Source organism: Streptomyces sp. NBC_00582 (assembly GCF_036345155.1).
Classification (GTDB): Bacteria; Actinomycetota; Actinomycetes; order Streptomycetales; family Streptomycetaceae; genus Streptomyces.
Map to the genome: position 1 here is coordinate 7,935,597 of NZ_CP107772.1, position 18,321 is coordinate 7,953,917.

The 18,321-nt window shown below is 73.5% G+C and carries 19 protein-coding genes and 1 pseudogene; 9 read left to right on the forward strand and 11 right to left on the reverse strand.

Annotation, left to right across the window (positions count from 1 at the left end; genetic code table 11):
* Window positions 1-48: 48 nt before the first annotated feature.
* Window positions 49-777: an ABC transporter ATP-binding protein gene (locus OG852_RS35860; RefSeq protein ID WP_330350100.1), complete on the forward strand. Its 729-nt coding sequence runs from the start codon at window positions 49-51 to the stop codon at window positions 775-777.
* Here OG852_RS35860 and OG852_RS35865 read toward each other — a convergent pair whose 3' ends face one another.
* Entirely contained in the window at window positions 778-1,641 is an 864-nt protein-coding gene (locus tag OG852_RS35865) for a rhomboid family intramembrane serine protease (protein WP_133910139.1), read from the reverse strand. It abuts the gene before it with no gap.
* Window positions 1,642-1,763: 122 nt separating this feature from the next.
* Between OG852_RS35865 and OG852_RS35870 the strand changes: the two genes are divergently transcribed.
* Window positions 1,764-2,486: a vWA domain-containing protein gene (locus tag OG852_RS35870; RefSeq protein WP_133910140.1), complete on the forward strand. Its 723-nt coding sequence runs from the start codon at window positions 1,764-1,766 to the stop codon at window positions 2,484-2,486.
* Window positions 2,487-2,490: 4 nt separating this feature from the next.
* Here the strand turns inward: OG852_RS35870 and OG852_RS35875 are convergent, their stop codons facing one another.
* Window positions 2,491-3,648, reverse strand: a complete 1,158-nt coding sequence (locus tag OG852_RS35875; RefSeq protein ID WP_330350101.1) for a lipase — start codon at window positions 3,646-3,648, stop codon at window positions 2,491-2,493.
* A complete protein-coding gene (locus OG852_RS35880) occupies window positions 3,645-4,214 on the reverse strand; it encodes a TetR/AcrR family transcriptional regulator (protein ID WP_133910142.1) in 570 nt (189 codons plus the stop codon). The genes OG852_RS35875 and OG852_RS35880 overlap by 4 nt, the downstream gene beginning before the upstream one ends.
* Before the next feature lie 70 nt (window positions 4,215-4,284).
* On the opposite strand from OG852_RS35880, the gene OG852_RS35885 reads away from it, so the two are divergent.
* Window positions 4,285-4,776: an FBP domain-containing protein gene (locus OG852_RS35885; RefSeq protein WP_330350102.1), complete on the forward strand. Its 492-nt coding sequence runs from the start codon at window positions 4,285-4,287 to the stop codon at window positions 4,774-4,776.
* A gap of 3 nt (window positions 4,777-4,779) precedes the next feature.
* On the opposite strand, the gene OG852_RS35890 is transcribed toward OG852_RS35885, so the two are convergent.
* Both OG852_RS35890 and OG852_RS35895 read right to left on the reverse strand, forming a co-directional pair.
* Window positions 4,780-5,730: an acyl-CoA dehydrogenase family protein gene (locus OG852_RS35890; RefSeq protein WP_330350103.1), complete on the reverse strand. Its 951-nt coding sequence runs from the start codon at window positions 5,728-5,730 to the stop codon at window positions 4,780-4,782.
* Window positions 5,730-6,869: an acyl-CoA dehydrogenase family protein gene (locus OG852_RS35895; protein ID WP_133910145.1), complete on the reverse strand. Its 1,140-nt coding sequence runs from the start codon at window positions 6,867-6,869 to the stop codon at window positions 5,730-5,732. The genes OG852_RS35890 and OG852_RS35895 overlap by 1 nt, the downstream gene beginning before the upstream one ends.
* Window positions 6,870-6,928: 59 nt before the next feature.
* On the opposite strand from OG852_RS35895, the gene OG852_RS35900 reads away from it, so the two are divergent.
* Genes OG852_RS35900 through OG852_RS35910 form a run of 3 tightly spaced genes read left to right on the forward strand, consistent with a single transcriptional unit; the run spans window position 6,929 to window position 9,526 of the window.
* The gene (locus tag OG852_RS35900) at window positions 6,929-7,717 is read left to right on the forward strand and encodes an SDR family oxidoreductase (RefSeq protein ID WP_330350104.1); all 789 of its coding nucleotides are present in this window, start codon (window positions 6,929-6,931) and stop codon (window positions 7,715-7,717) included.
* A gap of 22 nt (window positions 7,718-7,739) precedes the next feature.
* The gene (locus OG852_RS35905; protein WP_133910147.1) at window positions 7,740-8,351 is read left to right on the forward strand and encodes a TetR/AcrR family transcriptional regulator; all 612 of its coding nucleotides are present in this window, start codon (window positions 7,740-7,742) and stop codon (window positions 8,349-8,351) included.
* Window positions 8,352-8,368: 17 nt separating this feature from the next.
* Window positions 8,369-9,526, forward strand: coding sequence for an acetyl-CoA C-acetyltransferase (locus tag OG852_RS35910; protein WP_133910148.1), 1,158 nt, complete (start codon window positions 8,369-8,371; stop codon window positions 9,524-9,526).
* On the opposite strand, the gene OG852_RS35915 is transcribed toward OG852_RS35910, so the two are convergent.
* From OG852_RS35915 to OG852_RS35930, 4 genes are read right to left on the reverse strand one after another with little or no spacing between them, the layout of a single operon-like run.
* Complete coding sequence (locus OG852_RS35915; RefSeq protein ID WP_330350105.1) at window positions 9,510-10,559, reverse strand: NAD(P)H-dependent flavin oxidoreductase; 1,050 nt, start codon at window positions 10,557-10,559, stop codon at window positions 9,510-9,512. The two genes, OG852_RS35910 and OG852_RS35915, sit on opposite strands and share 17 nt — an antisense overlap.
* Complete coding sequence (locus OG852_RS35920; RefSeq protein ID WP_133910150.1) at window positions 10,559-11,272, reverse strand: CoA-transferase subunit beta; 714 nt, start codon at window positions 11,270-11,272, stop codon at window positions 10,559-10,561. Before OG852_RS35920 ends, OG852_RS35915 begins: the two co-directional genes overlap by 1 nt.
* The gene (locus OG852_RS35925; RefSeq protein ID WP_330350106.1) at window positions 11,269-12,105 is read right to left on the reverse strand and encodes a CoA transferase subunit A; all 837 of its coding nucleotides are present in this window, start codon (window positions 12,103-12,105) and stop codon (window positions 11,269-11,271) included. The genes OG852_RS35920 and OG852_RS35925 overlap by 4 nt, the downstream gene beginning before the upstream one ends.
* Window positions 12,102-12,884, reverse strand: a complete 783-nt coding sequence (locus OG852_RS35930; protein WP_133910152.1) for an enoyl-CoA hydratase family protein — start codon at window positions 12,882-12,884, stop codon at window positions 12,102-12,104. Before OG852_RS35930 ends, OG852_RS35925 begins: the two co-directional genes overlap by 4 nt.
* A 54-nt stretch (window positions 12,885-12,938) precedes the next feature.
* Between OG852_RS35930 and OG852_RS35935 the strand changes: the two are divergent.
* Both OG852_RS35935 and OG852_RS35940 read left to right on the forward strand, forming a co-directional pair.
* Window positions 12,939-13,673, forward strand: a pseudogene (locus tag OG852_RS35935) (SDR family oxidoreductase); the annotation flags it as partial.
* A 562-nt stretch (window positions 13,674-14,235) separates the two neighbouring features.
* Window positions 14,236-15,141 carry an SDR family oxidoreductase gene (locus tag OG852_RS35940; RefSeq protein WP_330350107.1) on the forward strand — a complete coding sequence of 302 codons (906 nt, stop codon included), beginning with the start codon at window positions 14,236-14,238 and terminating at the stop codon, window positions 15,139-15,141.
* Between the two features lie 7 nt (window positions 15,142-15,148).
* On the opposite strand, the gene OG852_RS35945 is transcribed toward OG852_RS35940, so the two are convergent.
* Complete coding sequence (locus OG852_RS35945) at window positions 15,149-15,610, reverse strand: MarR family winged helix-turn-helix transcriptional regulator (protein WP_133910154.1); 462 nt, start codon at window positions 15,608-15,610, stop codon at window positions 15,149-15,151.
* Window positions 15,611-15,727: 117 nt separating this feature from the next.
* Between OG852_RS35945 and OG852_RS35950 the strand changes: the two genes are divergently transcribed.
* Complete coding sequence (locus tag OG852_RS35950; protein ID WP_330350108.1) at window positions 15,728-17,170, forward strand: MFS transporter; 1,443 nt, start codon at window positions 15,728-15,730, stop codon at window positions 17,168-17,170.
* A gap of 200 nt (window positions 17,171-17,370) precedes the next feature.
* Here the strand turns inward: OG852_RS35950 and OG852_RS35955 are convergent, their stop codons facing one another.
* Complete coding sequence (locus OG852_RS35955; protein WP_330350109.1) at window positions 17,371-18,294, reverse strand: hypothetical protein; 924 nt, start codon at window positions 18,292-18,294, stop codon at window positions 17,371-17,373.
* Window positions 18,295-18,321 lie beyond the last annotated feature (27 nt).

Here is an 18,321-nt window from a genome sequence, read left to right on the forward strand (position 1 = left end):
TGCGTGCGGCACTTGACGGTGTGGGCGGGCAGCGGATGGGATGCCGGGATGACGGACACCACCGCCGCCCTCGCGACCGGCACCACCGATCGTGCGGCGGACCCCATGCTGCTCGTGGAGGATCTGCACCACTCCTACGGCACGGGCGCCGCCGCCGTCCACGCGCTGCGCGGGGCGTCCTTCACCGTCGGGCGCGGCGAACTGGTCGCCCTCAAGGGCCGTTCCGGCTCCGGCAAGACGACCCTGCTGCATCTGATCGGCGGCCTCGACTCCCCGCAGCGCGGCCGGATCGTCCTCGACGGCACCGATCTGTCGACGCTCGGCGAGAGCGGGCTGCTGGAGCTGCGCCGCGACCGGATCGGGTTCGTCTTCCAGTCGTTCGGGCTGATCCCGATCCTCACCGCCGCCGAGAACGTGGGCGTGCCGCTGCGGCTGCGCCAGGCCGAGCCGCGTGAACGCGACGAGCGGGTGGCCCTGTTGCTGGCCCTGGTGGGTCTCGCCGGGCACGAGGCACAGCGGCCGGCCGAGCTCTCGGGCGGTCAGCAGCAGCGGGTCGCCATCGCCCGCGCCCTCGCCAACCGGCCCGCCCTGCTGCTCGCCGACGAGCCGACCGGCCAGCTCGACGCCGCCACCGGCCTCGCGGTGATGGAACTGCTGCGGGCCGTGGTGCGCGGCGAGGGCGTCACGGCCCTCGTCGCCACCCACGACCCCCAACTCCTGGGCCTCGCCGACCGGGTGCTGGAGCTCGGCGACGGCGAGGTCGTCGAGCGTCCCTGATCAGGTGAGCTGCTGGACCTTCGCCCACGCGCACACCAGCAGCAGCACCAGCAGCGCCCCGCACACCCCCGCCTGGATCCACGGCCGGCGCCGGTCCCGGGGCGCGTAGGCGAAGGCCAGGGCCACCGCGCCGCCCGTCAGCAGGCCGCCCAGGTGTCCCTGCCAGGACGTCAGGCCCGCCGAGATCACCAGCCACAGCAGCAGCCCCGCCATGAACCGGTTGACCTGGCTCATGTCGGCGCCCAGCCGGCGGGCCAGGACGTAGTAGGCGGCGCCGACGCCGAAGATCGCGCCGGAGGCGCCGACCGTGAAGACCATGGGGACGATCAGCAGCACCAGCACCGAACCGCCGAGCGCCGACAGCAGGTAGAGGGCGAGATAGCGGATCCGGCCGAGCTGGGCCTCCACCACCCGGCCCAGGTTCCACAGCGACACCATGTTCATCACGATGTGCAGGATCCCGAACGTGCCCTGGGTGGGCGGCTGATGCAGGAACGCCCCGGTGAGCAGCCGGTACCACTCGCCGTGCGCGACGCCCCAGGGGACGTAGCCGGGCGGCAGGGTGCCGAGCACGGCGAACCGGTTGACGACGTCCTCGTCCACCAACTCCGCCAGATACGCGAGCACGTTGAGCCCGATCAGCGCGTACGTCACCAGCGGCACCGCCGACACCCGGCCGCCGACGACGGTACGGGCCTGACGCACCGACCGCGCGCCCTCCCGTACGCACTCGGGACACTGGTGGCCGACGGCCGCCTCCCGCATGCAGTCCGGGCAGATGAAGCGCTCGCAACGGACGCAGCGGACGTGGGACTCCACCTTGGGATGGCGGTAGCAGGTGGTGACGGTGGACTCGGACTCCACGGACCGGCTCCTCGGGGCGTTTCTCGGCTGGGTGTTTCGCGGCGGGGCGTTTCTCGGCGGGGTGCTTCTCGACAAGAGCGAACAAAATAGCGAACGCCGCCGGGTGTGGGAGGGTGGGGGCCATGGTCGCGATCAGTCTGAGCAAGGTCCAGGAGACCGCTCCCGCGCTGGTGAACCTCTACAAGAGCGCCGGGGTGTCCCTCACGAAGCACGGTCTGGACGGCCGGCGGGCCGCCGTCTACCTGGTGGTCGACTACTCGGGGTCGATGAAGCCGTACTACCGGGACGGCAGCGTGCAGGCGCTGGCCGACCGGGTGCTGGGCCTGTCCGCGCACCTCGACGACGACGGCCGGGTCCCCGTCGTGTTCTTCTCCACCGACGTCGACGCCGTCACCGACATCGAACTCGCCGGCCACCAGGGGCGGGTGGAGCGGATCGTGGCCGGGCTCGGGCACATGGGGAAGACCAGCTACCACCTGGCGATGGACGCGGTCATCGACCACTACCTCGACAGCGGCACGCGTGAGCCCGCGCTTGTCGTCTTCCAGACCGACGGCGGCCCCATCAACAAGCTCGCCGCCGAACGCTATCTGTGCAAGGCGGCCAGGCTGCCGCTGTTCTGGCAGTTCATCGGCTTCGGCGACCGGGGCAGCAAGCAGTTCGACTTCCTGCGCAAGCTCGACGAACTCGCCGTACCCGGCAAGCGCGTGGTCGACAACGCCGGGTTCTTCCACGCCGGTCCGGATCCGCGCCGGGTCTCCGACGCGGAGCTCTACGACCGGCTGGTGGGCGAGTTCCCCAAGTGGCTGGTGGCGGCGCGGGCGGCGGGGATCGTACGGCCGTAGCCTGCTACAGGGTGAGCAGCCGTGCGGCGAAGCGCTCTCCCATACGGAGGTGGGTCGCCGCGTCGGGGTGAAGGCCGTCGGGGAGCGGGAGTTCGCCGGCGTCGGCCTCGCCGTACAGCTCGCGGCCGTCCAGGTAGTGCAGGTGCGGGTCGTCGGCCGAGCGCTGCTCCACCAGGCGGGCGAGTGTGTCGCGGATGACGCGCAGCGTGAGCTTTCCGCTCGCCACCTCGGCCGGGTCGCCCATCGGCTGGAACCACGGCTTGCCCTCGGCGGCCGCGGTGAAGTCCAGGGCGGTCGGTCCGGGGGTGTCCTCGTGCATGGGGCACAGGATCGGTGAGACGACCAGCAGCGGGACGGTCGGACGGCCCTCGCGGATCGTGTCGAGGAAGCCGTGGACGGCGGGGCCGAAGGCGCGCAGCCGCATCAGATCGGTGTTGACCAGGTTGATGCCGATCTTGACGCTGATCAGGTCGGCGGGGGTGTCGCGCAGCGCGCGGGCGGTGAACGGGTCGAGCAGGGCGCTGCCGCCCAGCCCCAGGTTGATCAGCTCCACGCCGCTCAGCGACGCCGCGTGCGCCGGCCAGACGCCGGTCGGGCTCGCCGCGTCGGAGCCGTGGCTGATCGAACTGCCGTGGTGCAGCCACACCCTGCGGCCCGAGGGCGGGGCGGGCTCGACCGGGGCGTCGGTGCGCAGCGCGAGGAGCTCGGTGGTCTCGTTGTGCGGGAGCCAGATCTCGATGTCCTTCGGCCCGCCCGGCAGAGCGGTGAAGCGGACGGTGCCCGGCTCGCCGGGGGAGAGGTCGCTGGTGCCGGCCGCCATGTCGACGGTCAGGGTGCGGCCGCCGCCCGTCACGCTCGCGTGCCCGGCCGGGCGGCCGTCGACGAGGAGGTCGTAGACGCCGTCGGGGCGGGGCGGCGCGCCCACATAGGCCCGCCGGGTGGGCAGCGCGACCAGCTCGACGGCGGTGGCGGCGCTGCGGAAGGCCAGCCGTACGCCCGAGGGCTGGGACTCGGCCATGAGCAACTGCCCGTCGGAGCACTGGGCGCGGGCCCGGGCGGGCAGCCGGTGCGGCAGGACGCCGTGCTCGGTGCGCTCGACGTCCAGGGCGCCGCGCAGCAGGTCCGCGGTGATCGGCGTGGTGATCCACGCGGGCCCGGTCATGCGGCGGGCCAGGTGCGCAGCAGCGCGTCGAGGGCGTCCAGGACGCGGGTCCAGGTCTCGTCGGTGTCCGGGGCGCTGTGGCTGAAGCCGCCGCCCAGCTCCAGGCTGACATAGCCGTGGAAGACGCTGCCGAGCAGGCGGACCGCATGGGTCCGGTCCGGTTCCGCGAGGTCGTAGCCGCGCAGGATCGCCCGGGTCATCCGCGCGTGCCGGACCCCCGCGCTCGCGGCCGCCGTCTCCGGGTCGAGCCGGAGCTGGGCGGCGGCGTAGCGGCCGGGGTGCTCATGGGCGTAGTCGCGGTAGACGTTGGCCAGTGCGCTCAGGGCGTCCTTGCCGGCTCGTCCGGCCAGCGCCTCGGAGGCCCGGTCGGCGAGCTCCTCCAGGGCGAGCAGGGCGATCCGGGTCCGCAGGTCCTGGGAGTTGCGGACATGGGAGTACAGACTCGCCACCTTGACGTCGAACCGTCTGGCCAGCGCCGAGACGGTCACCTCGTCGAAGCCGACCTCGTCGGCCAGCTCGGCGCCCGCCCGCACCAGGCGTTCCGTGGTCAGCCCGACCCGCACCATGCCGTCTCTCCCTTCGCCTGAACCAAGTATGCATTTGCCTAAAAGCTTTAGGCAAATTACCGTCACCTCTATGAAGCCGCTGACCGAGCAACAGATCCGCGCCGCCTTCGTGAACTGCACCAAGGGCGAGGCCAAGCGCCTGTCCGTCCCGCGCGACCTGGCCGACCGGCCCTGGGACGACCTCGACTACCTCGGCTGGCGCGACCCCCAGGCCCCCGACCGCGCCTACCTCGTCGCCGAACTGGACGGCCGTCCCACGGCCCTCGCCCTGCGCGCCTCCGCCGGCGCGGTCGGGCAGGCCCGGCGGAGCATGTGCTCGATGTGCCTGACCACCCACTCCGGCGGCGTCGCCCTGATGGTCGCCCCCCGGGCGGGGCGGGCCGGCCAGCAGGGCAACTCCGTGGGCGCGTACCTGTGCGCCGACCTCGCCTGCTCGCTCTACCTGCGCGGACTGCGCGACGCGGGCATCGGCGCCCGGCTGCCCGAGACGATCACGCTGGAGGAGAAGATCCGGCGGACGACGACCAACCTCGCCGCCTTCGTCGCCAAGGTCACCGGCTGACGCTCACGCCCGGGCGGCCAGCACCTGGGCGCGGCACTCCTGCGGGGTGCCCCACGCCGTCCGCAGCGCCCGCGCCCGGGTCAGCCACAACGACAGGTCGTACTCCTCCGTGTACCCGATCGCGCCGTGCAGTTGCAGAGCCGTCCGCGCGGTGGCGTACGCCGCCTCGCAGGCGCTCACCTTCGCCGCCGCCACATCGGCGGGCGCCATCGTCACGGCGGCGCCCAGCACCAGCGGCCGGGCGAACTCCAGGGCCGTCCTCGCGTCCGCCAGCCGGTGCCTGACCGCCTGGAACGAGCCCACCGGCACCCCGAACTGCGTGCGCTGCCGCACATACGCCACCGTCCGGTCGAGCAGCGCCAGACCCACCCCCAACGCCTGGGCGGCGGTGGTGAGACGGGCCAGGAGCAGCGCCTCGGGCGCGGGCGGCCCGGCGCCGAGCAGCTCTCCGCCCGGCCGCAGCCGGGTCAGCCGCCGCGCCGGGTCCAGCGAGGCACGGACGGCGTCATGGCCGGGGGCGAGCCGCAGCCCGTCGGGCGCCAGCGACAGCCGTACGTCCGCCAGATCGCCGTCGAGCGCGTACGCCCCCTGGTACGCCACCGTCGCCACCGAGCCGCCCGCCGCCAGCGCCGGCAACAGCCTCTTCGCGGGGCCCGGTTCGCGGATCAGGGCCGCCGCGGTCACCGTCTCCACCACGGGACCCGGCACCGCGTGCCGCCCCAGCTCCACGAACGCCACCGCCAGATCGACCGGCCGGAGCCCCAGCCCGTCGTACGCCTCCGGAACCGCCAGCGCGAACACCCCCGCGTCGGCGAGCCGCAACCACAGCGCCCGGCCCGGTCCGTGCTCCCCCCGGCCCCACGCCCGCACCGCCTTCGGCGTGTCCGCCGCCGTCAGCAGCGCGTCCAGGGAAGCGGCGAACGCCCGCTGCTCGGCGTCCAGGAGGAAGCGCATCAGCGGCGTCCCTTCGGCAGGCCGAGCAGCCGCTCGGCGACGATGTCGCGCTGGATCTCGTTGGTGCCCGCGTAGATGGGACCGGCGAGCGAGAACACATACCGCTCCGCCCAGTCGGTGTCCGCCCGCTCCCCCTCCTCGCCCAGCAGGTCGAGCGCCGTCTCGTGCAGCGCGATGTCGTACTCGGACCAGAAGAGCTTGTTCAGGCTGGACTCCGGGCCGAGCCGCTCGCCCGCGAGGAAACGGCAGGCGGCCCCATAGGTGAAGAGCTGGTACGCGCGGGCGCCGATCAGCGCGTCCGCGACCCGCGCGCCCTCCTCCGGGGGGCCGCCCCGCTCGCGCCACAGGGCGTGCAGACGCTCGGCGGACGCCAGGAAGCGGCCCGGGGAGCGCAGCGTGAGCCCGCGTTCGTTGGCCGCCGTCGACATCGCGATCCGCCAGCCCTGCCCGGGAGCGCCGATCACGTCCTCGTCCGGCACGAACACCTCGTCCAGGAACAGCTCCGCGAACGCCGGCTTCCCGTCGAGCCGGCCGATCGGACGGACGGTCACCCCGGGCGCGCGCAGGTCGAACATGACGTAGGTGAGCCCCTGGTGGGGCTTCGCGGCGTCCGGGTCGCTGCGGAACAGACCGAAGGCGCGGTCGGCGAAGGCCGCGCGCGACGACCAGGTCTTCTGACCGCTCAAGCGCCAGCCGCCGTCCGCGCGCACCGCCCGCGAACGCAGAGCGGCCAGGTCCGAACCGGCCTCCGGCTCCGACCACGCCTGTGCCCACACCGTCTCGCCGCGCGCCATCGGCGGCAGCACCCGGGTCCGCTGTTCCTCGGTGCCGTGCTCCAGCAGGGTCGGGGCCAGCAGGCTGATCCCGTTCTGGTTGACGCGCCCCGGGGCGCCCGCCGCGTAGTACTCCTCCTCGAACAGCAGCCAGCGGATCAGACCGCAGTCCCGGCCGCCGTAGCGCGCGGGCCAGTCCACCACCGACCAGCCGCCGGCGGCCAGTTCCGCCTCCCAGGCGCGGTGCGCCGCGAACCCCTGCGCCGTCTCCAGGGACGGCGGCGCGACCGCGGGCACGTGTGCGTCCAGCCAGGCACGGGCCTCGGCGCGGAACGCCTCCTCTTCCCGCGTGAGGGCGAGATCCATGGGCGGCCTCCCGGATGCCATCCTTCCCTAACAAGTGTTTGGTAGGTTAGCGTGGCGGTATGACAGACGTCGAGACTCCGGCGTACGTGCCCGGGCACGGACTGCTCGCGGGCCGCACCGCCGTCATCACGGCGGCGGCCGGCGCGGGCATCGGCGGCGCGACCGCCCGGCGCTTCCTCCAGGAGGGCGCCCGCGTCCTGATCAGCGACGCCCACACCCGGCGCCTGAAGGAGTACGAGGCCGAGCTGGCCGGCGAGTTCGGCGCGGCCTCGGTCGCCGCCGCCCCCTGTGACGTCACCGACGACCGCCAGGTCCGCGCCCTGTTCGACGCGGCCGTTCAGACGCACGGACGGCTCGACGTCGTCGTCAACAACGCCGGACTCGGCGGCACCGCCCCCCTCGTCGACATGACCGACGACCAGTGGACCCGCGTCCTCGACGTCACCCTCAACGGCACCTTCCGCTGCACCCGCGCCGCCCTGCGGCACCTGCGGGACACCGGCGGCGGGGTGATCGTCAACAACGCCTCCGTCGTCGGCTGGCGTGCCCAGGCCGGACAGGCCCACTACGCCGCCGCCAAGGCCGGGGTGATGGCGCTGACCCGCTGCGCGGCGATCGAGGCCGCCGCGTACGGGGTGCGGGTCAACGCCGTCGCCCCGAGCCTCGCCATGCACCCGCACCTGGTCAAGGTCACCACCCCCGAACTGCTCCGGGAACTCACCGCGCGCGAGGCCTTCGGCCGGTACGCCGAACCCTGGGAGGTCGCCAACGTGATCGTGTTCCTCGCGTCCGGCTACTCCTCGTACATGACGGGCGAGACCGTCTCCGTCAGCAGCCAGCACGCCTAGGACGACAGACGACAATGGGCCCGTGCCGACCAAGAAGAAGCCCCAGGTGACCGCCGCGCCCGCCCGGCGCCGCGAACTCCTCGACACCGCCGCCGAGGTCTTCGCCGAGCAGGGCTACAACGCCACCACCGTCCGAAAGATCGCCGACCACGCCGGCATGCTCGCCGGCAGCCTCTACTACCACTTCGACTCCAAGGAGTCGATGCTCGAGGAGATCCTGCGCACCTTCCTCGACGAGCTGTGGGACGGCTACGACACCGTCCTCGGCGCCGGCCTCGGCCCCCGCGAGACGCTGGAGGCCCTGGTCACCGAGTCGTTCCGGGAGATCGACCGGCACCGCGCCGCCGTCGCGATCTACCAGAAGGAGAGCCGGCACCTGGTCGCGCAGGAGCGGTTCGCGTTCCTCGCCGACTCCCAGCGCCGGTTCGAGAAGGCATGGCTGTCCACGCTGGAACGCGGGGTCGGGCTCCAGGTCTTCCGCGCCGACCTCGACGTCCGCCTCACCTACCGGTTCGTCCGCGACACCGTCTGGGTCGCCGCGTCCTGGTACCGGCCCGGCGGACAGCACAGCCCGGAGGAGATCGCCCGACAGTACCTGTCGATGGTGCTGGACGGGATCGCCGTACGCACATAACCCACTGGGGAGTCGCCATGGCAGAGGCCTATGTCGTCGAAGCGGTCCGTACGCCCGTCGGGCGGCGCGGGGGAGGACTGAGCGGGGTCCACCCGGCCGATCTGGGCGCGCACGTGCTCAAGGAACTGGTCGCCCGCGCCTTGGTCGACCCGGCGGCCGTGGAGGACGTCGTCTTCGGCTGCCTGGACGCCGTCGGGCCGCAGGCCGGGGACATCGCCCGCACCTGCTGGCTCGCCGCGGGGCTGCCCGAGGAGGTGCCGGGGGTGACCGTGGACCGCCAGTGCGGCTCCTCCCAGCAGGCCGTCCACTTCGCCGCCCAGGCCGTGCTCTCCGGCACCCAGGACCTCGTCGTCGCGGGCGGCGTGCAGAACATGTCGCAGATCCCCATCGCCTTCGCCACCCGCCAGGCCGCCGAACCGCTCGGTTTCACCCAGGGCCCCTTCGCGGGCAGCGAGGGCTGGCGCGCCCGCTACGGCGACCGGCCCGTCAACCAGTTCGCCGGCGCCGAGATGATCGCCGCGAAATGGGGCATCAGCCGCCTCGACCAGGAGGAGTTCGCGCTGCGCTCCCACCGGCGGGCGATCCGCGCGATCGACGAGGGCCGCTTCGCGCGGGAGACCGTCGCCCACGGTGACGTGACGGCCGACGAAGGGCCGCGCCGCGACACCACCCTGGAGAAGATGGCCGCCCTCAAGCCCGTCATCGGCGGCGGGACCGTCACCGCCGCCTGCTCCTCCCAGGTCTCCGACGGCGCCGCCGCCCTGCTCCTCGCCTCCGAGCGCGCGGTCCGCGAACACGGGCTCACCCCCCGCGCGCGCGTGCACCACCTCTCCGTACGAGGCGAGGACCCCATCCGCATGCTGACCGCGCCCATCCCGGCGACGGCGTACGCGCTGAAGAAGACCGGGCTGACCATCGACGACATCGACCTCGTCGAGATCAACGAGGCCTTCGCACCGGTCGTCCTCGCCTGGCTGAAGGAGACCGGCGCCGACCCGGAGAAGGTCAACGTCAACGGCGGCGCCATCGCCCTCGGCCATCCGCTCGGCGCGACCGGCGCCAAGCTGATGACGACCCTCCTGCACGAACTGGAGCGCACGGGCGGCCGCTACGGCCTGCAAACCATGTGCGAGGGCGGCGGCCAGGCGAACGTGACGATCATCGAGAGGCTGTGAGCCGCTCCCTGACCGTCTCGGCCTCCTTCATGATCCGGTCCACCAGATCCGCGCACGACGGCAGGTCGTCGATCACACCGGCGACCTGCCCCGAGGCCATCACCCCGAGGTCCGTGCGGCCGTCCACCATCGCCGACTTCAGGAGCATCGGGGTGTTGGCGGCCAGCAGGACCTGGCTCCAGGACAGCTCCTTGCCATGTTTCAGGGCGAGGCCGTCCCGGACCATGCCCGGCCAGGACAGCCCCGACAGCGTGCGGAAGGCCGCCGCGCGGCGGATCGCGTGGAGCAGACGGCGCGTACGGCTGGCGCGCTCCAGGGAGTCGACCAGATCCGTCCGCAGCATGCGGTGCGGCAGGCCGTCCACCGCGCGGGTCACCGTGACGTCCCGGACCGTCGCCGCCAGATAGCGGGCCTTCACCGGGTCCGGCACGGTCGAGTCCCTCGTCAGCAGGAACCGCGTGCCCATCGCCACCCCCGCCGCCCCGTACGCCAGCGCCGCGACCAGGCCCCGCCCGTCGAAGAAGCCGCCCGCCGCCACGACCGGGACGTCCACCGCGTCCACCACCTGCGGCAGCAGCACGGTCGTCGCCACCTCGCCGGTGTGCCCGCCGCCCTCCCCGCCCTGCACCACCACCGCGTCCGCACCCCACGCCGCGACCTTCTCGGCATGCCGGCGCGCCCCCACGGAGGGGATCACGACGACCCCGGCCTCCTTCAGCTCGGCGATCAGCTCCCGGGACGGCGCCAGCGCGAAGGACGCCACCCGCACCCCCTCGTCGACGATGATCCGCACCCGGTCGCCCGCGTCCCCCGCGTCCGCCCGCAGATTCACCCCGAACGGCGCGTCCGTACGGGACTTGACCTCCCGTACCGCCTCCCGCAGCCCGTCCACGGTCATCGTCGCCGAGCCCAGCACACCCAGCGCGCCCGCGTTCGCCACCGCCGACACCAGCCGGGGGCCGGCCACCCAGCCCATCCCCGTCTGCACCACCGGATGCCGCACCCCGACCAGCCGCGTCAGCGCCGTGTCCATCAGGCCGGCACCTCCCGCGCGCGGGTGTTCCCCGGATCGATCACCTCACGGATCAGCCGCAGCTCCTCGGCCGTCGGCTCCCGGGTGCACGGCACCTCGTCCGGGACGACCAGCTCGAACCCCGTCGCCTCCCGGACCTGCTCCACACTCACCCCCGGATGCACCGAGGCCAGCCGCATCGCGCGGTCCGATGTGGCGAAGTCGAAGACACCGAGGTCGGAGACGACCCGGGGGATCCGGTGGTGACGGGCGCCGGCCGCCCGGTCGTGGCCGACTCCGCACACCATGTCGACCCGCTCGACGAACACCCGCCGGGAGTGCCGGGGGACCCAGTAACTGGTCGGGTTGTTCAGCGTGTTGACCGGAGCCCCGCGCACCCCCAGAAGCTGGCGCGCGGGCCTCGCCCAGTCGCCGATGCAGGAGATGTTCTGGTTGCCGTACCGGTCGATCTGGCTCGCGCCCATCATCACGTGCCGCCGCCCGCCCGTGACCAGCTCCAGATGTTTCCGGTACGGCAGCCAGCCCTCGGCGGTGCCGTCCGGGCGGACGACCGTCGCCTCGCCGTCGGTGAGCAGCAGGTCCGGCGCGAAGGTGAGCCGGGCCAGCCGGGCCCCCACCGAGGGGACCAGGCCCATCGGGCTCGCCAGGATCTCGCCCCCGTCCCGCCACGCCTCGGCGCAGGCGATCACGCAGTACTCGGCCCGTGTGGTCATGAGTCCTCCCCGACCGCCGCCCGGTACGCCTGCTCGTCGCCCGCCAGATAGCGCGCCGCGAACTCCGGCCACGGCGTGGTCGCGTACCGCTTCTGGAACGCCTCGTCCCGCCCGTAGTCGGGGGCGCAGGACGTGAAGTGCGCCCCGCCCGGCGCCTCCACCACCCCTGTCACCACATGGCGCCCGACGAGCAGGCTCTGCGGCCCCGCCTCCTTCGTCAGCTCGGCCGTGTCGACGATCCGTTCGCACGACACGTACGCCGTGTCCGCCGCCGCGCAGAAGAGGTCGTCGAAGTACGGGTCGGGGCCCAGATACTGCCCGTTGCCCAGCCGGTCGGCCCGGTTGACGTGCACCAGCGCCGCGTCCAGCCGCAGGGCCGGCATCGCGACGAACGTCTCCCCGTCCTCGTACGGCGACGTCACCGTCCTGAGGCCCGGGTTGACCCGCATGACGTCCGAGCCGAGCCCCGCCCGCACCGGCAGGAACGGCAGCCGGTTCGCGGCGGCGCGCAGCCCCCACATGAACATCGCCTCGTCGACCTCCGTCAGCTCGAACGCCCCGCGCTCACGGGCCGCCCGGTAGTGCGGTTCGAGCGGGATGGAGTCGAGGGTGGCGAAGGCCGCGACCAGCCTGCGGATCCGCCCGGCCGCCGCCAGCATCCCGACGTCCGGGCCGCCGTACGACACCACGGTCAGGTCGGTGACCCCGGACCGCAGCAGGGCCCGGACCAGGGCCATCGGCTTGCGGCGCGAGCCCCAGCCGCCGATGCCGAGGGTCATGCCGCTCTCCAGCCGGGAGACGGCCTCCTCGGCCGTCATCGTCTTGTCGGTCACCCGCCCGCCTCCGTCCGCCCGTTCCCCGCGTCGCCTGTGTGCCCGGCGTTCCCGAACGTGTCGCGCACCCGGTCGGCCACCCCCGAGACGCTCGCCTCGAAGGTGAAGCCCTGCTCGAAGCGGTAGCTGCGGCGCACGTCGACCGGGTCGATGCCGTTGAGGGCCGCCTTCGCCAGCCGCAGCAGCTCCCCGTCCTTGGCGGCGATCTCCCGCGCCACCTCCAGCGCGGCCCCGAGCAGCCGCTCGCGCGGGACCACCCGCCACACCGAGCCGTGCGTGTGCAGCTCGGCCGCCGTCACCGTGCGCGCGGTGAAGTACAGGGCGCGCATCAGGTGCTGGGGGACCAGCCGGGCCAGATGGGTCGCCGCGCCCAGCGCGCCCCGGTCCAGCTCGGGCAGCCCGAACACGGCGTCCTCGCTCGCCACGACCAGGTCGGCGTTGCCGACGAGTCCGACGCCGCCGCCCAGACAGAAGCCGTGCACCGCCGCGACCACCGGGACCTCGCACTCGTACACCGCCGCGAACGCCTCGAAGCAGCCGCGGTTGGCGCCGACGAGGGCGCTCGGCCCCTGCGTCTGCAGCTCCTTGATGTCCACGCCCGCGTTGAAACCCCGCCCCCCGGCGGTCAGCACCACACAGCGGGTCCCCGGGTCCCGCCCGGCCGCGCGCACGGCGTCGGCCAGCGCGAACCAGCCGCTCACCGGCAGGGCGTTGACCGGCGGGACGTCGACTCCGACAACGGAAATCCCCTTTTCGGGGGACGAGGTGGAGACACCCATGGAAGCATCAGCTACCTTTCCACCAAACGTTTGTTAGGTGAAAGGTAGCAGCGAATGGAGCTGGACGGGAAGGTCGCCGTCGTCACGGGCGGCACCCGGGGCGTGGGCGCCGGCATCGCGCGCTCCTTCGCGCGCGCGGGCGCCGACGTGGTGGTCGTCGCCCGCCGCCCGCCGGAAGTCCCCCTGCCCAGGACCGAGTTCGTGGCCCTGGACGTACGGGACGCGGACGCCGTACGGGAGTTCTTCGCCGGGCTGCCCCGGTGCGACGTCCTCGTCAACAACGCGGGGGGCGCGCCGTACCGCAGACTCGTCGACGCGCCGGCCGAGCGCCACGCGCGCGTGATCGAGCTCAATCTGCTCGCTCCGCTGACCGTCTCCCTCGCCGCCCACGACCACCTCAGCCGGGCCGGCGGCGCGATCGTGATGATCGGCAGCGTCAGCGGCAGCCGTCCCTCGCCCGGTTCGGCGGCCTACGGCGCCGCCAAGGCCGCCCTGGAGAACCTCGCCCGCTCGATGGCCGTCGAGTGGGCCCCGCGGGTGCGGGTCAACACGTTGGTCGTCGGCATGGTCCACACCGAGCTGGCGCATCTGCACTACGGCGGCCCCGAGGGCGTCGAGGGCGTCTCCCGCACCGTCCCGCTCGGCCGGCTCGCCCAGCCCGCCGACGTGGGCGCGGCGGCCGTCTTCCTCGCCTCCGACGCGGCCGCGTACATCACCGGGGCGAGCCTGCTCGTCCACGGGGGAGGGGAACGCCCCGCGTTCCTCGCCGCCGCGACAGCCAACAAGGACCCCGCGACGGCCGACGGGGGCGCCGTCGCCGCCGACGGGCGTGCCGTTGCCGCCGACGGGGGTGCCGTTGCCGCCGACCGGGGCGCCGTGACGGTCGCTCAGGGCGCCGTTGCCGCTGGCGGGGGCGCCGTGACGGTCGACGGGGGCGCCGTGACGGTCGACGGGGGCGTCGCGACTGCTGACCGGGGCGCCGCGATGGCCGACCGGGGCGCCGTCGCCGCCGACGAGGGCGCTGTGACCGCCGACAAGGACGTCGTGACGGTCGACGGGGGCGCCGTCGCCGCCGACGGGGGCGTCGCGACTGCCGACGGGGGCGTCGTGACGGTCGACGGGGGCGCCGTCGCCGCCGACGGGGGCGCTGTGACCGCCGACAAGGACGTCGCGACGGTCGACGGGGGCGCCGTCGCCGACGACGAGGACGTCGTGGCGGTCGACGGGGGCGCCGTTGCCGCCGACGGGGGTGCCGTGGCGGTCGGCCAGGGCGTCGTGACCGTCGACCGAGGCGCCGTCGCCGCCGAGAAGGACGCCGTGTCCGCCGACAAGGACAGCGAGGAGGCCTGGAATGACAGCACTCTGTGAGGGGCGGGTGGTCGTCGTCACCGGCGCCGGGCGGGGCCTCGGGCGGGCGCACGCGCTCGCCTTCGCGGCCGAGGGCGCGCGGGTCGTCGTCAACGACCTGGGCGTCGGACTGGACGGCGCGCCGGGCCCCGGCAGCCCGGCCGGCCGGGTCGTGGCGGAGATCCGCGCGGCGGGCGGCGAGGCCGTCGCCCACGGCGGTGACATCGCCACGTCCGAGGGCGCCGCCTCCCTCGTCGCCACCGCCCTGGAGACCTACGGCCGGCTCGACACCCTCGTCAACAACGCGGGCTTCCTGCGCGACCGGATGCTGGTCAACCTCGACGAGGACGACTTCGACGCCGTCCTGCGCGTCCACCTCAAGGGGCACTTCCTGCCGCTCAGGCACGCCAGCGCGTACTGGCGCGCCGAGGCCAAGGCGGGACGCACACCGGTCGCCCGGATCGTCAACACGAGCAGCGGGGCGGGCCTGCTGGGCTCGGTCGGGCAGGGCAACTACAGCGCCGCGAAGGCCGGGATCGTCGGCCTGACGCTGGTCGCCGCCGCCGAACTCGCCCGCTACGGCGTCCAGGTCAACGCGATCGCGCCCGCCGCCCGCACCCGGATGACGGAACGGACGTTCGCCGAGACCATGACTGCCCCGGAGTCCGGCTTCGACGCCATGGCCCCGGAGAACGTCTCACCGCTCGTCGTCTGGCTGGGTTCCGCCGCGAGCGCGGGCGTCACCGGCCGGGTCTTCGAGGCGGAGGCCGGCCGGATCACCGTGATGGAGGGCTGGCGGCCGGGCCCCACCGCCGACAAGGGCGCGCGCTGGAGCCCGGCGGAGGCGGGAGAGGCCGTACAGAAGCTGCTGGCCGCGGCCGAACCGCCCGGCGCCGTGTACGGGGCGTAAGGACGGCTCAGCCGGTCAGTCGGGCCGTCGCCCGGCTCTGGGCCCGGGTCATGACCTCCAGGAAGCGGTTCACCGTCTCCAGTTCCTGCGCGTCGAACTCCTCGCACGCCTCGACGATGTCCCGCGCCCACTCCTCGAAGAACACCGCGAGTTCCGCGAGCTTGGTCTCGTTCAGTTCGACGAGCACCCGCCGCTTGTCCGTGGGGTGCTTGACCCGGCGGACGAACCCCTTGGCCTCCAGCCGGTCCAGCATGCCGGTGACGGAGGCCGGGGCCAGACCCGTGTGCTCGGCCAGGTCCTTCGCCGTGAGCGGTCCCCTGCGCTGAAGGACGTCGAGGGTCTTCTCCTCCGTGGCGTTCAGCCCCTGCTTCGCCGCGATCGCCGAGTGGAACATCACCGTGACCATGCTGTGCTGCCGGCCCACGGTCATCAGGCGTTCCAGGGCGGCGGCCCGCCGTTCGTCGGTCATGGGGTCAGGCTAACAAAAATTTCGTTCGGTCGAACTAACGACTTGCGCGGCCGGGCTGTCGATGCAAGTCTTTCGTTAGGTCGAACGAAATAAATCCCATCCGAACGGGAGACAGCCATGACCGCCCCTCTCGCCGCACCCCCGACCCTCGCGCCCGAACCCCACCCCCACCGCTGGGCCGCCGCCGTCGTCATGATGGTCGCCGCCCTGATGGACCTCCTCGACACGACCATCGTCAACGTCGCGATCCCCTCCATCGCCCAGGACCTGCACGCCTCCGCCGGCGCCCTGCAGTGGACGGTCTCCGCCTACCTCCTCGGCTTCGCCGCCGCCCTGATCGTCTCCGGCCACCTCGGTGACCGCTACGGCCGCCGCACCCTCTTCCTCGTCGGCACCGCCGGCTTCGGACTCGCGAGCCTCGCCTGCGGAATCGCCCAGAGCCCCGGCCAACTGATCGCCGCACGCGCCGTCCAGGGCGTCCTCGCCGCCGTCCTCGTCCCCCAGGTCATCGGCTCCTTCCGCACCCTCTTCCAGGGCCGCGAACGCGGCGCCGCCTTCGGGATGTACGGAGCGGTCGCCGGCTTCGCCTCCGCCGTCGGACTGCTGCTCGGCGGGGTGCTCACGGACGCCGACCTGTTCGGCTGGGGCTGGCGGTCCGTGTTCCTGGTGAACGTGCCCGTCGCCCTGGTCACCCTCGTCGCCGGAGCGCTCCTCGTCCCGGCCACCCGGGAACGCTCCGCGAGCCGCCCCGACACCCTCGGCAGCCTCGTCCTCGCCGCCGGTCTGGTCGCGATCGTGCTGCCCCTCGTCCAGGGCCGCGAGAACGGCTGGCCACTGTGGGGCTGGATCGTGCTGGCCGCCGGAGTGCTCGCCGTCACCGGCCTCGGCGTGTTCCAGGCGCGACGGCACGCCACCACCACCGTCCCCCTCCTCCCGGCCCGCGCCTTCCGGCTCCCCGCCTTCTCCGTCGGCGTCCTGGTCCAACTCCTCTTCTCCGTCGGCATGCAGGGCTTCTTCCTCGTCTTCGCCGTCTGGCTCCAGTCCGGCGAGGGCTACACCCCCCTCCAGGCGGGCCTGCTGACCGTCGCCTTCTCCGTCGGCGGCTTCCTCACCGCCCCGGCCGCCGACGCCCTCGCCGTACGCCACGGACGGCTCGTCCCGGCCGCCGGAGCAGTGCTCATGGCCGGCGGCTTCGGCTGGGTGTGGGCCGCCCTCGACGGCGCCGCCGCCACCCACACCGGCGCCTGGCCGCTCACCCCCGGCCTGGCCGTCGCCGGCGCCGGCCTCGGCTTCCTCGTCGTGCCCCTGGTCAACATCGTCCTGTCCGCCGTACCCGCCGACCTCGCCGGCGGCGCCTCCGGGATCTTCTCCACCGCCCAGCAGTTCGGCGGCGCCCTCGGCGCGGCGATCCTCGGCACCGTGTTCTTCGGCCACACCGACCAGGGCCTCACCGAGGCGCTGGGCACGGCGATGCCCTGGGTGACCGGCGGGTTCGTGGTCTGCGCGGGCCTGTGCGCGGCACTGCCCCGCACGGCGGTCTCGCCTGTCGACAGGCACTAGGTGTGTTGTCCCGGGACGCGTTGCCTGCCGGGGCACCAGGGCCCTTCTGACGGATCTCCGCGGCGTCGCGACGCCCGGCACGCCCGCTCGCCGCACGGCGCGAAGGGCCAGGTGGCTCCGCCACATGACCCTCCACGCCGCACGCCGATCGCGCGCACCGAACGCCGCTCCTTCACCCACGGAGATCCGTCAGAAGGGCCCTAGGTGTCGCACTCCAGGACCGTCCGGCACAGCCCGCACCGCGCCCGGACCCGCCCCTTCACCGGCACCCTGATCCGCTGGTGGCAGGTGGGGCAGGGGAACGTCACCCGCAACGGTCCGCGCGGGTCCGGCGCGAACGTGTACGGCGGGTCCGCGGCCGACGCGACGACCGCCGCGAGCCGTCGGTCCTCGCCGTGGCCGCGGTCCTGCGCGTGCCGCCGGTCACGCGCGTACCGGCGGCGCCCCGCCCAGCCGGCCGCCGTCAGCGGTGGCTGCCGCTCGTCGTGCAGGGCCTGCTCACGCCCCCGCACATACGCCGTGTACGCCTGCGGACTGGTGAACCACGTCGAGGGGTCCTCCCCGAACACCAGCGACCGCTTCGCCAGCACGTAGCCGAACTCCTCCGGCGTCAGATACCCCAGCTTCTGCGAGGAGGCCGCGTCCTCCCGGTAGGCGTCCAGCAGCAGCCAGCCCGCCCCCAGATACGTCGTCGCCGTGTCCGTCAGGATCTCGTTGGCCCGGGTCCCCCGGAAGGACAGGTCCAGCCGGTGCAGATACACATGCATGATCTCGTGCGCCAGCGCCGCCCCGATGTCCCGCCGGTGTGTCCGGAAACGGTCGTTCAGCTCGACGAAGTACTCCGGGCCCGCCGCCAGTTCCACATGCGCCGCGTGCTCCATCTCCCGGAACGCCACGATCATCCGCGCGTCCGGCAGCCGGTAGTGCCGCACCAGCTCCCGCGCCACCCGCTGCGTCCCCAGATGCAGATCGTCCGTGTCGCAGAACGCCACGTCCACCGGCGGCACACTGGCCGCGAACTGGTGGATCGTGTCGTACGACAGCCGCCGGTACAGCGCCGTCACGGCGGCCCGCACCGTCTCCAGATGCGGAAAGCCGTGCTCGACCGGTCCGCCGTTGGCCACGCCCGCACCCCCAAGACGTCTGCACCC

Coding starts and splice junctions, on each gene's coding strand:
- OG852_RS35875 (WP_330350101.1), bottom strand. CDS start 3,648: ATGACCGGGCCCGCGTGGATCACCACGCCGATCACCGCGGACCTGCTG.
- OG852_RS35880 (WP_133910142.1), bottom strand. CDS start 4,214: ATGGTGCGGGTCGGGCTGACCACGGAACGCCTGGTGCGGGCGGGCGCC.
- OG852_RS35915 (WP_330350105.1), bottom strand. CDS start 10,559: ATGGACACGGCGCTGACGCGGCTGGTCGGGGTGCGGCATCCGGTGGTG.
- OG852_RS35950 (WP_330350108.1), top strand. CDS start 15,728: ATGACCGCCCCTCTCGCCGCACCCCCGACCCTCGCGCCCGAACCCCAC.
- OG852_RS35890 (WP_330350103.1), bottom strand. CDS start 5,730: ATGCGCTTCCTCCTGGACGCCGAGCAGCGGGCGTTCGCCGCTTCCCTG.
- OG852_RS35900 (WP_330350104.1), top strand. CDS start 6,929: ATGACAGACGTCGAGACTCCGGCGTACGTGCCCGGGCACGGACTGCTC.
- OG852_RS35870 (WP_133910140.1), top strand. CDS start 1,764: ATGGTCGCGATCAGTCTGAGCAAGGTCCAGGAGACCGCTCCCGCGCTG.
- OG852_RS35945 (WP_133910154.1), bottom strand. CDS start 15,610: ATGACCGACGAACGGCGGGCCGCCGCCCTGGAACGCCTGATGACCGTG.
- OG852_RS35920 (WP_133910150.1), bottom strand. CDS start 11,272: ATGACCACACGGGCCGAGTACTGCGTGATCGCCTGCGCCGAGGCGTGG.
- OG852_RS35940 (WP_330350107.1), top strand. CDS start 14,236: ATGACAGCACTCTGTGAGGGGCGGGTGGTCGTCGTCACCGGCGCCGGG.
- OG852_RS35930 (WP_133910152.1), bottom strand. CDS start 12,884: ATGGGTGTCTCCACCTCGTCCCCCGAAAAGGGGATTTCCGTTGTCGGA.
- OG852_RS35885 (WP_330350102.1), top strand. CDS start 4,285: ATGAAGCCGCTGACCGAGCAACAGATCCGCGCCGCCTTCGTGAACTGC.
- OG852_RS35910 (WP_133910148.1), top strand. CDS start 8,369: ATGGCAGAGGCCTATGTCGTCGAAGCGGTCCGTACGCCCGTCGGGCGG.
- OG852_RS35895 (WP_133910145.1), bottom strand. CDS start 6,869: ATGGATCTCGCCCTCACGCGGGAAGAGGAGGCGTTCCGCGCCGAGGCC.
- OG852_RS35860 (WP_330350100.1), top strand. CDS start 49: ATGACGGACACCACCGCCGCCCTCGCGACCGGCACCACCGATCGTGCG.